At 67.1% G+C, this 13,396-nt stretch carries 14 protein-coding genes; 2 read left to right on the top strand and 12 right to left on the bottom strand.

What is annotated here, in order from left to right:
• Positions 1-134: 134 nt before the first annotated feature.
• Genes Q4I23_RS01540 through dnaE form a run of 3 tightly spaced genes read right to left on the bottom strand, consistent with a single transcriptional unit; the run spans position 135 to position 4,117 of the window.
• Complete coding sequence (locus Q4I23_RS01540) at positions 135-410, bottom strand: type II toxin-antitoxin system RelE/ParE family toxin (protein WP_498525083.1); 276 nt, start codon at positions 408-410, stop codon at positions 135-137.
• Positions 407-586 (bottom strand): hypothetical protein, encoded by a 180-nt coding sequence (locus tag Q4I23_RS01545; protein WP_454018182.1) that lies wholly within the window; start codon positions 584-586, stop codon positions 407-409. The genes Q4I23_RS01540 and Q4I23_RS01545 overlap by 4 nt, the downstream gene beginning before the upstream one ends.
• Positions 587-634: 48 nt before the next feature.
• On the bottom strand, positions 635-4,117 hold the full coding sequence (gene dnaE / locus Q4I23_RS01550; protein WP_498525103.1) for a DNA polymerase III subunit alpha: 3,483 nt from the start codon (positions 4,115-4,117) through the stop codon (positions 635-637).
• A gap of 189 nt (positions 4,118-4,306) precedes the next feature.
• Here dnaE and Q4I23_RS01555 point away from each other — a divergent pair, with 189 nt between their 5' ends.
• Both Q4I23_RS01555 and Q4I23_RS01560 read left to right on the top strand, forming a co-directional pair.
• On the top strand, positions 4,307-4,909 hold the full coding sequence (locus tag Q4I23_RS01555; RefSeq protein WP_498525084.1) for a hypothetical protein: 603 nt from the start codon (positions 4,307-4,309) through the stop codon (positions 4,907-4,909).
• A gap of 81 nt (positions 4,910-4,990) precedes the next feature.
• On the top strand, positions 4,991-5,878 hold the full coding sequence (locus tag Q4I23_RS01560; RefSeq protein ID WP_498525085.1) for an EamA family transporter: 888 nt from the start codon (positions 4,991-4,993) through the stop codon (positions 5,876-5,878).
• A gap of 15 nt (positions 5,879-5,893) precedes the next feature.
• Here Q4I23_RS01560 and Q4I23_RS01565 read toward each other — a convergent pair whose 3' ends face one another.
• The 9 genes from Q4I23_RS01565 to mce form a co-directional block, all read right to left on the bottom strand.
• Positions 5,894-6,751 (bottom strand): dienelactone hydrolase family protein, encoded by an 858-nt coding sequence (locus Q4I23_RS01565; RefSeq protein ID WP_145684920.1) that lies wholly within the window; start codon positions 6,749-6,751, stop codon positions 5,894-5,896.
• 111 nt (positions 6,752-6,862) lie between these two features.
• The gene (locus Q4I23_RS01570) at positions 6,863-7,558 is read right to left on the bottom strand and encodes an ABC transporter ATP-binding protein (protein ID WP_237903796.1); all 696 of its coding nucleotides are present in this window, start codon (positions 7,556-7,558) and stop codon (positions 6,863-6,865) included.
• On the bottom strand, positions 7,551-8,798 hold the full coding sequence (locus Q4I23_RS01575; RefSeq protein ID WP_498525086.1) for a lipoprotein-releasing ABC transporter permease subunit: 1,248 nt from the start codon (positions 8,796-8,798) through the stop codon (positions 7,551-7,553). Before Q4I23_RS01575 ends, Q4I23_RS01570 begins: the two co-directional genes overlap by 8 nt.
• 151 nt (positions 8,799-8,949) lie before the next feature.
• A complete protein-coding gene (gene proS / locus Q4I23_RS01580; protein WP_454018176.1) occupies positions 8,950-10,263 on the bottom strand; it encodes a proline--tRNA ligase in 1,314 nt (437 codons plus the stop codon).
• A gap of 124 nt (positions 10,264-10,387) precedes the next feature.
• On the bottom strand, positions 10,388-10,786 hold the full coding sequence (locus Q4I23_RS01585) for a hypothetical protein (protein ID WP_498525087.1): 399 nt from the start codon (positions 10,784-10,786) through the stop codon (positions 10,388-10,390).
• Positions 10,787-10,794: 8 nt separating this feature from the next.
• Complete coding sequence (locus Q4I23_RS01590; protein ID WP_498525088.1) at positions 10,795-11,679, bottom strand: hypothetical protein; 885 nt, start codon at positions 11,677-11,679, stop codon at positions 10,795-10,797.
• 413 nt (positions 11,680-12,092) lie between these two features.
• Entirely contained in the window at positions 12,093-12,692 is a 600-nt protein-coding gene (locus Q4I23_RS01595; protein WP_498525089.1) for a DNA-3-methyladenine glycosylase I, read from the bottom strand.
• Between the two features lie 25 nt (positions 12,693-12,717).
• Positions 12,718-12,966, bottom strand: coding sequence for a DUF1467 family protein (locus Q4I23_RS01600; RefSeq protein WP_454018172.1), 249 nt, complete (start codon positions 12,964-12,966; stop codon positions 12,718-12,720).
• Between the two features lie 17 nt (positions 12,967-12,983).
• Positions 12,984-13,388 (bottom strand): methylmalonyl-CoA epimerase, encoded by a 405-nt coding sequence (mce, locus tag Q4I23_RS01605; RefSeq protein ID WP_094306013.1) that lies wholly within the window; start codon positions 13,386-13,388, stop codon positions 12,984-12,986.
• Positions 13,389-13,396: the final 8 nt, after the last annotated feature.

Consider the following 13,396-nt stretch of genomic DNA (forward strand, 5'->3'; position numbering starts at 1 on the left):
GCCATCGGGGTAAAGCCGAGGGACCGCCAGCCCGCGTGAGGTTTTGACGACGGCGCTTACATAGCCCGCCGGAACCGCTTTGGCAACACCGGTTTGGCAATTCGGTCGGGAGCGCGATCCTGTTTTTTCAGCGGCTAACCGCGATCTTGAGCGCTGTGCCAAAGCCGCAGGATCGAAACGGTTTCGTCCTCGCCGATGTCGTAGACGATGACATAGGGACGGACGACGACCAGTTCTCGCGTACCCTCGACCAAGCCCCGGCGACCGCGTCGCGGAAAAACCTGCAGGCTATCTCCCGCCAGAACCGACTCCTGGGCCAAGCGCCGCGCGGCGATCGGATTTTCCTGCGAGATGTACTGCAAAATGCGGACGAGATCAGCACGCGCTGCCGCTCGCCAGACGACCGTCACAGGTCGCGAGTTTCCGGTGGCTCCGCACCGAACTCACCCTCGGCCATCCGCAACAGCCATTCCCGCATCTGCTCGTGCGGAACGCCGCGCCGGTCTGCGCGCGCCTTTGCCACCGCAGCCTTCAGGGCGTCGGATTCCGCGGCTTCATCGTCGATCTGGCGGGCGAGGTTCGGCATGGCTTGAATATGACATCCCGGCACGGCCTTTTCCAGCTGTGCACCCGATTACAGCTCCACCACCTCCACCACGCCCGGCACCGCCTTCAGCGCGGCGCGGCTCTGGTTGGTGATGTTGAAGGAACCGGGAAGCTGGATCTCCACCTCCTTCAACGGGTCGATCTCCACCAGCAGGTGGATCTTTCCCTTGCCGCGGGCCAGCCGCTCCAGCATGCCGCGGATGCTCTCCACCGGACCGCCGTCGCGCACCACCACCTTCAAACCGTCGGAGACCTGGGCGACGGCGTCCTCCAGCGGCTTCACCTCCTGGCAGGTCAGACGGATGTCCTCGCCGTTCATCTGGACGTCCACAGTCATCAGGACCGGGCGTCCGGCCTCCAACAGGTCGCGGTTGGTCGCCAGCACCTCGGAGAAGACCGTCACCTCATAGCCGCCGCTGCCGTCGGACAGTTCCACGAAGGCGAAACGGTTGCCCGACTTCGCCGTCTTCTCCTTGCGGCTGACCACGATGCCGGCGACGCTGCGCCGGGTCGAGCCGCCGCCGGTCACCGCCGTGGCGAGGTCCGCCGAGCGCACCACACGCATGCGGGCCAGCGGACCGGCGAAGGCGTCCAGCGGGTGGGCGGACAGGTAGAAGCCGATGGCGCCGAACTCGTGTTTCAGCTTCTCCAGCGGCTCCCACTCCTTGACCTTGGGCAGGTCCGGCTCCTTCAGGCCTCCGCCAGCGCCGCCGAACAGGTTGCCGATGCCGCTGTCGCGCTCGGCCGCCTCGGCCTGGGCGTAGCGGATCAGTGTCTCCAGCGCCGCATGCACCTGGGCGCGGTTGGGGTTGATCCCGTCGAAAGCGCCGGCGCAGGTCAGGTTCTCCAACTGGCGCTTGTTGATGGTCTTCAGGTCGAGGCGGCGGGCGAAATCGAACAGGCTCCTATAGGGGCCGTTCTTGCGCCGCTCCTCCACAACCGCCTTCATGGCGGGAAGGCCGACGCCCTTCACCGCGGCCAGCGCGTAGCGCACCGCCTTGGTGCCGTCGGGCAGCGCCTCGACCCCGAAGATGCTGTCGGACTTGTTGATGTCCGGCGTCAGCAGCTTGATCTTCAGCCGCACCAGCTCCTGCCGGAAGACGTTCAGCTTGTCGGTGTTGCCGAGGTCGAGCGTCATCGACGCCGCCATGAACTCCACCGGGTGGTTCGCCTTCAGATAGGCGGTGTGGTAGGCGACCAGGGCGTAGGCGGCGGCGTGGCTCTTGTTGAAGCCATAGCCGGCGAACTTGGCCACCTGATCGAAGATCATGCTGGCCTGATCGGGGTCCACGCCCTTGTCCTTGGCGCCGACGACGAACTTGTCGCGCTCCTTGTCCATCTCCTCCTTGATCTTCTTGCCCATGGCACGGCGCAGAAGATCGGCGCCGCCCAGCGAATAGCCGGACAGCACCTGGGCGATCTGCATGACCTGCTCCTGGTAGATCATGATCCCGAAGGTCTCCTTCAGGATCGGCTCCAGGGCCGGATTCATGTAGTCGGGCAGCTCCTCCCCGTTCTTCACCTTGATGTATTTGGGGATGTTGTCCATCGGGCCGGGGCGGTAGAGCGACACCAGCGCGATGATGTCCTCCAGCCGGTTCGGCTTCAGCCGGCGCAGCACGTCGCGCATGCCCGAGCTTTCCAACTGGAACACGCCGGTCGATTCGGCGCGGCCGAGGATCTCGTAGCTTCTGGGGTCGTCGAGCGTGACCGTGGTCAGGTCCGGCTTGTCCTCGATCAGGTCCACCGCCGTCTTCAGCACGGTCAGAGTCTTCAGGCCGAGGAAGTCGAACTTCACCAGACCGGCCTGCTCGACGAACTTCATGTTGAACTGGGTGACCGGCATGTCCGACCGCGGGTCCCGGTACAGCGGCACCAGATCGTGCAGCGGGCGGTCGGCGATCACCACGCCCGCCGCGTGGGTCGAGGCGTGGCGGTACAGCCCTTCCAGCTTCAGCGCGATGTTGACGAGGCGCGCCACCGTCTCGTCGCCGTCGCGGGCTTGGCGCAACATCTCCTCGCTGTCCAGCGCCTGCTGGAGCGTCACCGGGTTGGCCGGGTTGTTCGGCACCAGCTTGCAGATCTTGTCCACCTGCCCGTAGGGCATCTGCAGCACGCGCCCGACGTCGCGCAGCACCGCGCGGGCCTGCAGCTTACCGAAGGTGATGATCTGGGCGACGCGGTCGTAGCCGTACTTGTCCTGGACGTAGCGGATCACCTCTTCGCGGCGGTCCTGGCAGAAGTCCACGTCGAAGTCGGGCATCGACACGCGTTCAGGATTCAGGAAGCGCTCGAACAGCAGGCCGAAGCGCAGCGGGTCCAGGTCGGTGATGGTCAGCGCCCAGGCGACGACCGAGCCCGCGCCCGAACCGCGGCCCGGACCCACCGGGATGTCGTGCGACTTGGCCCACTTGATGAAGTCCGACACGATCAGGAAGTAGCCGGGGAACTTCATCGACACGATGACGTCCAGCTCGAACTCCAGCCGTTCGAAATAGGTCTTGCGGGTCTCCGCGCGCTGCTCCGGCGTCATGTCCGGGGTGTAGACGACGCTGTTCAGCCGCATCTCCAGACCCTCGCGGGACTGGGCGCGCAGTTCCTCCCCCTCGTCGCGGCCGCCCTCGCAGGGGAAGGGCGGCAGGATCGGCTTAATCGGCTTCAGCAGGAAGGAGCAGCGCCGGGCGATGGCGACCGTGTTGTCCACCGCCTCCGGCAGGTCCTTGAACAGGTCCCGCATCTCCTCGGCCGACTTGAAGCGGTGGTCGGGGGTCAGGCGGCGGCGCTCGGTCTGACCGATGTAGGCGCCCTCGGCGATGCAGAGCAGCGCGTCGTGCGCCTCGTACATGTCTTCGGTCGCGAAATAGCAATCGTTGGTGGCGACCAGCGGCAGGTCGTGGGCGTAGGCGAGGTCGATCAGCGCCGGCTCGATGGCGTCCTCAATCACCGCGAAATGGTCGCGGTGGCGCTGAAGCTCGACATAGAGCCGGCCGGGGAACAGCCGCTTCAACCGCTCCAGCACGTCGAGCGCCAGATCCTTCTGCCCCTCGCCCAGCAGCCGACCGACCGAGCCGGCGGGACCGCCGGTCAGCGCGATCAGCCCGGCGGAATGGCCCTCCAGCGCGTCCAGCGGGATCTGCGGCCCGGCCATCGGATCCGATTCCAGGAAGGCCTTGGACACCAGCTTCATCAGGTTCCGGTAGCCCTCGTCGGTCTGGCAGAGCAGGACGAGCTGGTCGGGGACCGACGCCGCCTTGCCCGGCAGGCCCGGCTTGCCGTTGGCGGGTCCGACTCGGGTGATGCCCAGGACCGTGCCGATGATCGGCTGCACACCCGAATCCGCGGCGGCCAGCGCGAACTCCAGCGCGCCGAACAGGTTGCCGGTGTCGGTCACGGCGACCGCCGGCATCCCCTTCTTCTGGCAGAGCTTGACCAGCTCCTTCACCTTGATGGCGCCCTCTGACAGGGAATAGGCGGAGTGGACGCGCAGGTGGATGAAGTCGGCGTGGGGCATGGCGGAGATGGGCACCGGTTCCAGCGAAGGGGGACGTCTCCCCTAGTCGTCGCGCATCCGGCCCCGCACTGCAAGGGACCAAGCGCGGGCCCGGCCATGCGGCGATGCGCCAACCCTGTCGAGGGTAAGGGAAGATTCCCCGATCATGCGTGTTCGTGCTATCGAAAGAGGCAGAGCCACGATCCGAGAATGACCCGTTCCATGCGCCGCATCCGCTCCAGCGCCGTCCTGGCGGTGCTGGCGGCCACGCTCCTCACGGCTTGCCAGACCACCGGCGCCCCCGCACCGTCCGCGGAGCAGACCCACCGGCCGCCGCCGACCGCTACGCCCGCCTCCCCCCTGTCCGACGCGCCGGGGCGCGTCGTCGCGCAGAACAAGGGCTGGGTCGTGCGGGCGCATCCGGCGACCAAGACCGGCTCGGCCTATTGCTACGCCACGCGGGCGGACGACTCCTCCCCCCTCTCCTTCCGGGCGACGGCGAAGGGGGCGGCCATGCTGGTCAACGCCGACCAGCACGCCCAGGCCGGCAAGGACACGGAAAGCCGCCTGACCGCCATCTTCCCCGACGGCGAGACCATGGCGCTGGAGGCCAGCCCCCTGCCCGACGGCGGCGTGGTGGTGCCGGTCGAGTTGCCGAAGTACGAGGACCTGTTCGAGCCCTTCATGCGGTCGCGCGCGGTGACGCTGCAGCGGGACGGCGGCGGGACGGAGATCGGCGACGTCAATCTCGGCGGCTCCTCCTGGGCGCTGGCCGCGCTGGACGAGTGCCGCATCCTTCACACGGAGAAGTAAAGCACAGCGAGCGATCCCACCCTCCTTGCGTGCTGTTGCGCCGCGTTGACCGCCACGCCTTGCGGGTCTAGCCTCGGCCCCATGCGCACCGCCCACATCGCTCTGGCCCTTGCCGTCGCGGCAATCTGGGGCTTCAACTTCGTCGCCATCAAGGTCGGCCTCGCGGATTTCCCGCCGATCCTGTTCTGCGCCCTGCGCTTCGCGCTGGCGGCTCTGCCGCTTCTCGTGCTGGGGGTTCGCGGCGGTCCGCCGGTGCCCTGGCGTTTCATCCTGGGCATCGGGATGGTGCTGGGGGTGGTGAAGTTCTCGCTGCTGTTCGTCGGGATGGACATCGGCATGCCGGCGGGACTGTCCTCGCTGGTGCTGCAGTTGCAGGCCTTCTTCACCGCCCTGTTCGCCGCGCTGGTGCTGGGGGAGCGGCCCGGTCCGAAGCAGGTGCTGGGCATGGCGGTGGCCTTCGCCGGGATCGGCCTGATCGCGCTGGAGATGCCGGCGGGCGATTCGCTCCTCGGGCTGGGGCTGGTCGTGGCCGCCGCGGCCACCTGGGGCGTGGCGAACCTGCTGATGAAGCAGGCCAGGGCGCCGGACCTGTTCCGCATGATGCTGTGGGTCAGCGTGGTGCCGCCGATCCCGTTGCTGCTGCTGTCGCTAGGGTTGGAGGGGCCGGACCGGGCGTGGCAGGCCCTGACCCATCTGACGCCGCTGGGCGTCGGGGCGGTGGCTTACATCGCCTTCGGGGCGACGCTGTTCGGCTTTGCCGCCTGGGGCTTCCTGCTGCGCCATTACCCGGCGAGCCTGGTGGCGCCCTTCTCGCTGCTGGTGCCGGTCTTCGGCATGAGTTCAAGCGCGCTGGTCCTGGGGGAGAGCTTCACCCCGCTGAAGATGGCCGGCGCGCTTCTGGTGCTTGCCGGGCTGGCGGTGGCCGTGCTGAAGCTGCCCTCTGCACGGCCCGCCACCCTTCGGCCCTGACAAAGGCCTGATCGCTCAGGTCAGGTTCTTCTTGAGGAACTCCACGGACCGGCCCCAGGCGAGGTCCGCCGCCTCCTTGTTGTAGCGCTCCGCCGACGTGTCGTTGTGGAAGGCGTGATTCACGTTGTCGTACATGAAGAGTTCGTAGGACTTGCCGCCCTTTTTCAGGGCCTCCTCGTAGGCTGGCACCTTGGCGTTCACATTGTTGTCCAGCCCAGCATAGTGGAGCTGGAGCGGCGCCTTGATCGTGGTGACCAGCGCCGGGTCGGGCGCCGGGCCGTAGAAGACGACGCCTGCCTTGAGGTCCGGCGCCTTGATGGCCAGCCGGTTTGTCATGCCGCCGCCCCAGCAGAAGCCGATGGCCCCCACCTTGGCGTTGGAGTAGCGGTAGGCCATCAGGTCGCTCATCGACGCGATCAGGTTGTTCACCGTCTTGTCGGGGTCGAGCTGGCCAATCATCTCGCGGGCACGGTCGGGGTCCTGCGGGGTGCCGCCCAGCGGGGACAGCAGATCCGGGGCCATGGCGACGAAGCCGGCCACCGCCAGCCGCCGCGTCACGTCCTCGATGTAGGGGTTCAGGCCACGGTTCTCGTGGATCACCACCACCGAGGGCGCCTGCTCCGCCAGCTTCGGGCGGGCCCGGTAGGCCTGAACGTCGCCGGTCGCCCCCTGGAAGGTGACGCGGTCCGTGGCGATTCGGCTGTCGTCCTCCGGAACCTCGGCGGCCAGGGCGTAGTTCGGCTCGATCTGGGAGAGGATCGCCGGAATGGCCGCCGCGCTGCCCGCCAGCACCGCCAGCCGCTCCAGGAAAACGCGGCGCGGCAGCGGCCTGTGGGTGTACTCGTCGTACAGGTCGATGATTTTCTGGTCCATCCCTCACCCTTCCGATCGGTTTTGACCTTAAGCCTGAGCTGGCCAAGCCTGTGCCGGAGTGTGGGGTGCGGAACCGGGACTGACAACTCCCCGAGGATCAGTTTTTAGTGATCAGGCCGGGTTGGACCGATGCTCAACCAAAAGCCCGTCGCTCATTTCCAGCACCCGATCCATGCGGTTCGCAAGCTCCAGGTTGTGGGTGGCGATCAGCGCGCCGACCCGCGCCTGCCGCACGATGGCGGTCAGCATGGCGAACACCCCCTCCGCCGTGTGCGGGTCGAGGTTGCCCGTGGGTTCGTCGGCGATCAGCAGGCCCGGTCCGTTGGCCAGCGCGCGGGCGATGGCGACCCGCTGCTGCTCGCCGCCCGACAGGCGGGCCGGGCGGTGGCCGGCGCGCGGCTCCAGCCCGACCATGCGCAACAGCTCCAGGGCGCGCTCGCGGGCGGTGCGCTTCGCCACGCCGTTGATCATCTGCGGCAGCACGATGTTCTCCAGCGCGGAGAATTCCGGGAGCAGGTGATGGAACTGGTAGACGAAGCCGACCGAGCGGCGGCGCACCTCCGTCCGCTTCCCGTCGTCCAGGGCGGACACGTCGGTCCCGGCGATCCGCACGGTGCCCGCCGTCGGCCGCTCCAGCAGGCCGGCGATGTGCAGCAGGGTCGATTTGCCGGCGCCCGACGGGCCGACCAGCGCGACCAGCTCGCCCGCATGGACGGTCAGCTCCGCCCCGCGCAGCACATGAAGCTCCGTCCCCGCCTGCTCGAAGGTGCGGACGATCCCCGACAGTTCCAGCATCGGCTCACTCATAGCGCAGGGCCTCCACCGGATCGAGGCGTGCCGCCCGCCAGGACGGGTAGACGGTGGCGGCGAAGGACAGGCCCAGCGCCATGAAGGTGACCTGGATCACCTCCGACCAGTCGATCTTCGCCGGCAATTGCGACAGGAAATAGATCTCGGCGTTGAACAGGTTGGTGCCGGTCAGGGCCTGGATGCCCTGGCGTATCGTCTCGATGTTCAGCGCGAAGGACACGCCCAGGGCCACCCCCACCAGCGTCCCCGCCACCCCCACCGAGGCGCCGGACAGGAAGAAGATGCGCATGATCATGCCACGGGTGGCGCCCATGGTGCGCAGGATGGCGATGTCGCGTCCCTTGTCCTTCACCAGCATGATCAGGCTGGAGATGATGTTGAAGGCGGCCACCGTGATGATCAGCGACAGGATCAGGAACATCACGTTGCGCTCGACCTGGAGCGCCGTGAAAAAGCTGGCGTTGGACTGCTGCCAGTCGACCACCCGCCCCACCCCGGCCACCGCCGACTGGATGGCGTCGCGTGCCGCGCGGATCTGGGTCGGATCGCTGACGAAGACCTCCAGCGAGGTCACCGCCTCACCCGTGCGGAAGAAGGCCTGGGCCTCTGGCAGAGGCAGGAAGATGAAGCTGTTGTCGTATTCGAACATGCCGACGTCGAACACGGCGCCGATGGTGAAGCTGCGCATCCTCGGCACGGTGCCGAAGGCGGTGACGTTGCCCTGCGGCGCGATCAGGGTCATCTGGTCGCCGACCGCCAGCCCCAGCCGCTGCGCCATGCGGATGCCGATGGCGATGTTGTCCTCTCCGAAGGCCTCCACCGTGCCGCGCACGATGTTGCGCGACAGCGTCGGCCGCACCCGGAAATCCTCCGGCCGCACGCCGCGCACCACCGCGCCGGAAGCGACGCCGCGCACCGAGACCAGCGCCTGGCCCTCCACCGTCGGCGTCACCCCGACCACGCCGGGCACGCCCTGGAGGCGCTGCACCAGCGGGTCGTAATCGGGCAGCGGGCCGCCGTGGACGCTGTAGACGTTCAGGTGGCCGTTCAGGCCGAGCACGCGGCCCAGAAGCTCCGCCCGGAAGCCATTCATCACCGACATCACGATGATCAGCGTCGCCACGCCGAGCGCGATGCCCAGCAGCGAGAATCCCGCGATGACCGAGATGAACCCTTCCTGGCGGCGCGCCCGCAGATAGCGCATCGCGACCATGCGTTCGAAGGCGGAGAAGATCATGCGGCTCCCGATGAGCGAAGGGCGGGCGACGGAGGCCCGGCAAAAGCAAAGGCGGCGGACCGCAACCAGTCCGCCGCCCCGCAACATAAGTGCTTAACCGTGGCAGGAAAAGGGCGACCTTCCAAGGCGCCCGCTCCCCCGCCCCACGGTGTTACGCCGAGAGCTTCTCCAGCGCGCTCTCCACCGACAGCTCCTGCTTCTCGCCGGTGGCGCGGCGCTTCAGCTCGACCACGCCGTTCTTCAGGCCGCGCGGCCCGACGACAAGTTGCCACGGCAGGCCGATCAGGTCCATGTCGGCGAACTTCACGCCCGGACGCTCGTCGCGGTCGTCGTACAGCACGTCCAGCCCGTTGGCGCGGAGCTTGTAGTACAGCTCCTGGCAGACGCGGTCGGTCTCGGCGTCGCCGACCTTCAGGTTGACGAGCCCGACGTTGAAGGGCGCCACGGCGTCCGGCCAGATGATGCCGTTGTCGTCGTGGCTGGCCTCGATGATGGCGCCCATCAGGCGCGACACGCCGATGCCGTAGGAGCCCATCTCCACCGGAACCGGCTCGCCGCCCGGACCGGCGACGACGGCGTTCATCGGCTTCGAGTACTTGGTTCCGAAGTTGAAGATGTGGCCGACCTCGATGCCGCGCGCGGACACCAGATCCGACTCCGCGACCGGGCAGTTGCCCGGCTCGTGCTTCTCGTCGGTCGCCGCGTAGATCGAGGTGTAGGTGTCGAAGAAGGGCTGCAGGTCCTCGTCGAAGCCCGGCGCGTTCTGCAGCACGTCCAGGGTCAGCCAATCCTTGTGGCAGAAGACGCCGCTCTCACCGGTCTCGGCCAGGATGATGAACTCGTGGCTCAGGTCGCCGCCGATGGGGCCGGTGTCGGCGCGCATCGGGATGGCCTTCAGCCCCATGCGGGCGAAGGTGCGCAGATAGGCCAGGAACATCTTCTGGTACGAGCGCCGGGCGCTGACCGGGTCGATGTCGAAGCTGTAGGCGTCCTTCATCAGGAACTCGCGCCCGCGCATCACCCCGAAACGGGGGCGGATCTCGTCCCGGAACTTCCACTGGATGTGGTAGAGGTTCAGCGGAAGCTGACGGTAGCTCTTCACGAAGGCACGGAAGATGTCGGTGATCATCTCCTCGTTCGTCGGGCCGAACAGCATCTCGCGGTCGTGGCGGTCGGTGATGCGCAGCATCTCCTTGCCGTAATCGTCGTAGCGTCCGCTTTCCTTCCACAGCTCCGCCGACTGGATGGTCGGCATCAGCAGTTCCTGGGCGCCGGCGGCGTCCTGCTCCTCGCGGACGATCTGCTCGATCTTCTTCAGGACCCGGTGGCCCAGCGGCAGCCAGGCGTAGATGCCGGCGCTGGTCTGGCGGATCATCCCGGCCCGCAGCATCAGGCGGTGCGAGACGATCTGCGCCTCGGTCGGGGTCTCCTTGAGGGTCGGCAGGAAGAAGGTGGACAGCCGCATGGCTCTGCTCTCGGTTTCGAGGGGATTCGTCCGGCGGTACGCCGGGCCGCAACAGGGACAGGGACTTTAGGAAGCCACCGCGCGCTTGTCCATCGTCACGGCGTGCATCCGGGGGTGAACCGGCCTATCGGACGGTGCGGCAATAGGCGTAGACCTCCGCCTCGCTCGGTGCGCCGATGGGCTGGCCGTTGAAGAAGAGCCGGTTGGCGTACCAAGTCAGATAGCCAACCTCGACGCCCGGCGCCGCCCCACCCTGTGGCACCGGGAAGCCCATGCGGCGGGCAAAGTCGATGGTCACCGGGATGTCGAACCGCTCCAGCGGCGGCGCAGCCCCCGCCGAGCCCGGCAGGTCGGCGGGAGCCACCGCCTTGCCATTCACGTCAACGCCCGGCGTGTACTCCACCCCCGCCGCAGGACGATGGGCCGTGAGGAACCGGCAAGCGGACAGGTCGACCGGCTGCGCGGCCGCCCCAGTGGAAAGCGCCAGAAAAGCGACGAGAAGGGGAACGGAGCGGCGGATCATGGCGGACCTCAGCCTTGGGCGGCGGCGGATTGCTTCATGGACTTCCAGTAGGTAGCGAGATAGGGCATGCCCTTCTCGGCCTCCTCCTGGGTGCGGGCCGACTGCCGGATGTACTTGCCGAGGAAGGGCTTGTTCACGAACTCCATGTCGACAGCCGCCTTCAGCACCAGGAATTCGCCGATCCGGTCCGGCAGGTTGTAGTGCCATTTCTGAAGGCAGTCCGAGGTCACCCCCGGCTTGGCCTGATCCTGGCCCGACAGGTAGAATTCCTGGTGATGGTATTGATTGATCTCCTTCCAGGCCTGGAAGATGCGCGCCGGCTTGACGCGAATCAGCCCCTTCAACACCTTGATGTCGTCATGGAACAGCGGCAGGTAGCCGCGACGCTCCGCCTGCTCGTTCAGCATGGTGTAGAGGCCGGCCATGACATCGCCTTCCGCGCCCTGCTCGCCGGTCTTCCTTTCCGGCTTGTCCGCCTTCCGCCCGAACAGCGAGGCGAAAAAGCCCTTCTTCTTGGCCGGCGCCGACCCGCCGCTGTCCGCCCCCACCTTCCGCTCGTCCCACAGCGCGTCCCAGGCGTAATCCCAGGCGGTGAAGACGGCGTTCGAGCGGTCGTCGAGCACGGTCAGCAGATAGTCGCGCCCGTCCCGCGGCCAATCCACATCGCCGACGATGGCCCGCACCGGACGGCGGCTGAGCAGCACCGGGAAGATCCCGACGCGCACCAGTTCGGCGTAGATTTCCTGAAAGGACGGGGTCAGCGCAAAGGGGAGCTTGGCCGCCGGCTGCTCTTCGGGGGTCAGCAGTTCAAGACTTTTGCGAGTGCGGTCGAGAAGTTCGGTGGTCAGAATGGCCGCGAACTGCTCGAATTTCTCATTGTCACCCGCGGTCATCGGCGCCTCGACATCGTTCTCCCCGCTGACGGTCGCAAGCCCGGCTGCGAATGCCGACGCGCTTGAATCGAAAGTCGGAACGGACGCTTGCCCGCTTCCTGCACAGTGGATCAGCTATAGCCGATAAAGGGTTAATTCATTCTGTACCGAAGCACAACGCTCCGTCCACCTACGAACGAACCTCGGCGCGGAGATCGTGAGCCGACCAGGACGAAAAAAGGACCGCGCGGCGATCGCGGCGCGGCCCGAGGTTTAGGGAGGAATCGCCACCAGGCGTCGGAAAAGAGGGAAGAACCCCTCTCGTCACACAAAGTACATTGAACCCGGCACCACCCGATGACAAGACGGAATTTGGACTAAACCAAGTCGTCAGAAAAGAATTCGCAGATTTCGCCCAAGACCTAGGCGGTTGATTACGTCATAGGCGCTGCTGTGCCCGTTTTATGAGCGTCGTATCCTGCGAACCCCTGCTGAACGGCGGCCATCCAGGGAGGGTCGAGCGCGGCGACCTCGGACCAGACCGGGCAGCGGGGCTGATGCGCGCCCGGCAGATAGCCGAGGCTCATCAGGAATTCGCCGGTGATCTCGCCGCCGGTGAAGCGGAAGGTGCGCTTGAACAGCCGGACCCACTCCGCTTTGCTCAAGGGGTGGTGGGCGCGCAGCCAGCCGTCGAACGACCCGTGCGTCCCGCGCAGGGCCACGATCCGCCGCGCGTTCTCGATGGCGGCGTCGATCTTCAGCCGGTTGCGGATGATCCCGGGATCGGCGAGAAGCCGTTCCCGCTCCGCCTCGCCATAGGCGGCGACGCGGTCGATGTCGAAGCCGTTGAAGGCGGCGTGAAAGGCCTCGCGCTTCTTCAGGATGGTCAGCCAGGACAGGCCCGCCTGATTGATCTCCAGAATCAGCCGCTCGAACAGCACCTGGTCGTCGGCGCTGGGAAACCCGTACTCGGTGTCGTGGTAGGGGCCGTGATGCGCGTGGCCGGGCGCCGCGTCGCAATAGGTCAGGCTCACGCGAAGGCTCCATCCGGGAGTGGGATCAGTGCGGCTTGGCCATCTCGCGGAAGGAAATCAGGTCCGACTGCACGATGCCGAAGATGACCAGCCACACCACCGCCGCGACCAGCGTCGTGGCGGCGAATTTCAGGAGGATGCGCGGGCGCTCCGGCGCGCTGCTCGCCATGCCCGGCTCGGGCCGGGCGGGGGTGCGCACGCCCCAGGGCAGCACCGCAAACAGCACCACCCACCAGACGACCACATAGACGCTGATGCCCGTCACCCAGCCCATCGCAGCCTCCCTTCGTCTCAGGCCTGCTCAAGCTCGACCAGGGTCCCGCAGAAGTCCTTGGGGTGCAGGAACAGCACCGGCTTGTCGTGGGCGCCGATCTTCGGCTCGCCGTCGCCCAGGACGCGGGCGCCCTGCGCCTTCATCCGGTCGCGGGCGGCCAGGATGTCGTCCACCTCGTAGCAGATGTGGTGGATGCCACCGGACGGGTTCTTCTCCAGGAAGCCGGCGATTGGCGACTTCTCGCCGAAGGGATGGAGCAGCTCGATCTTCGTGTTGGGCAGGGTGACGAAGACGACGGTGACGCCGTGCGGCGGCAGGTCCACCGGCTGGGACACCGCGGCGCCCAGCGTGTCGCGGTAGAGCGCGGTCGCCGCCGTCAGATCCGGTACGACGATGGCGACGTGGTTCAGCTTCCCGATCATGGGTCCTC

The organism is Azospirillum sp. UFLA03-27 (genome assembly GCF_059803775.1).

What these genes read in the sequence shown, in the direction of transcription:
- mce (WP_094306013.1), bottom strand. Translation starts at nt 13,388, where the DNA reads ATGATCGGGAAGCTGAACCACGTCGCCATCGTCGTACCGGATCTGACG.
- Q4I23_RS01600 (WP_454018172.1), bottom strand. Translation starts at nt 12,966, where the DNA reads ATGGGCTGGGTGACGGGCATCAGCGTCTATGTGGTCGTCTGGTGGGTG.
- Q4I23_RS01590 (WP_498525088.1), bottom strand. Translation starts at nt 11,679, where the DNA reads ATGACCGCGGGTGACAATGAGAAATTCGAGCAGTTCGCGGCCATTCTG.
- dnaE (WP_498525103.1), bottom strand. Translation starts at nt 4,117, where the DNA reads ATGCCCCACGCCGACTTCATCCACCTGCGCGTCCACTCCGCCTATTCC.
- Q4I23_RS01545 (WP_454018182.1), bottom strand. Translation starts at nt 586, where the DNA reads ATGCCGAACCTCGCCCGCCAGATCGACGATGAAGCCGCGGAATCCGAC.
- Q4I23_RS01555 (WP_498525084.1), top strand. Translation starts at nt 4,307, where the DNA reads ATGACCCGTTCCATGCGCCGCATCCGCTCCAGCGCCGTCCTGGCGGTG.
- Q4I23_RS01585 (WP_498525087.1), bottom strand. Translation starts at nt 10,786, where the DNA reads ATGATCCGCCGCTCCGTTCCCCTTCTCGTCGCTTTTCTGGCGCTTTCC.
- proS (WP_454018176.1), bottom strand. Translation starts at nt 10,263, where the DNA reads ATGCGGCTGTCCACCTTCTTCCTGCCGACCCTCAAGGAGACCCCGACC.
- Q4I23_RS01575 (WP_498525086.1), bottom strand. Translation starts at nt 8,798, where the DNA reads ATGATCTTCTCCGCCTTCGAACGCATGGTCGCGATGCGCTATCTGCGG.
- Q4I23_RS01570 (WP_237903796.1), bottom strand. Translation starts at nt 7,558, where the DNA reads ATGAGTGAGCCGATGCTGGAACTGTCGGGGATCGTCCGCACCTTCGAG.
- Q4I23_RS01565 (WP_145684920.1), bottom strand. Translation starts at nt 6,751, where the DNA reads ATGGACCAGAAAATCATCGACCTGTACGACGAGTACACCCACAGGCCG.
- Q4I23_RS01560 (WP_498525085.1), top strand. Translation starts at nt 4,991, where the DNA reads ATGCGCACCGCCCACATCGCTCTGGCCCTTGCCGTCGCGGCAATCTGG.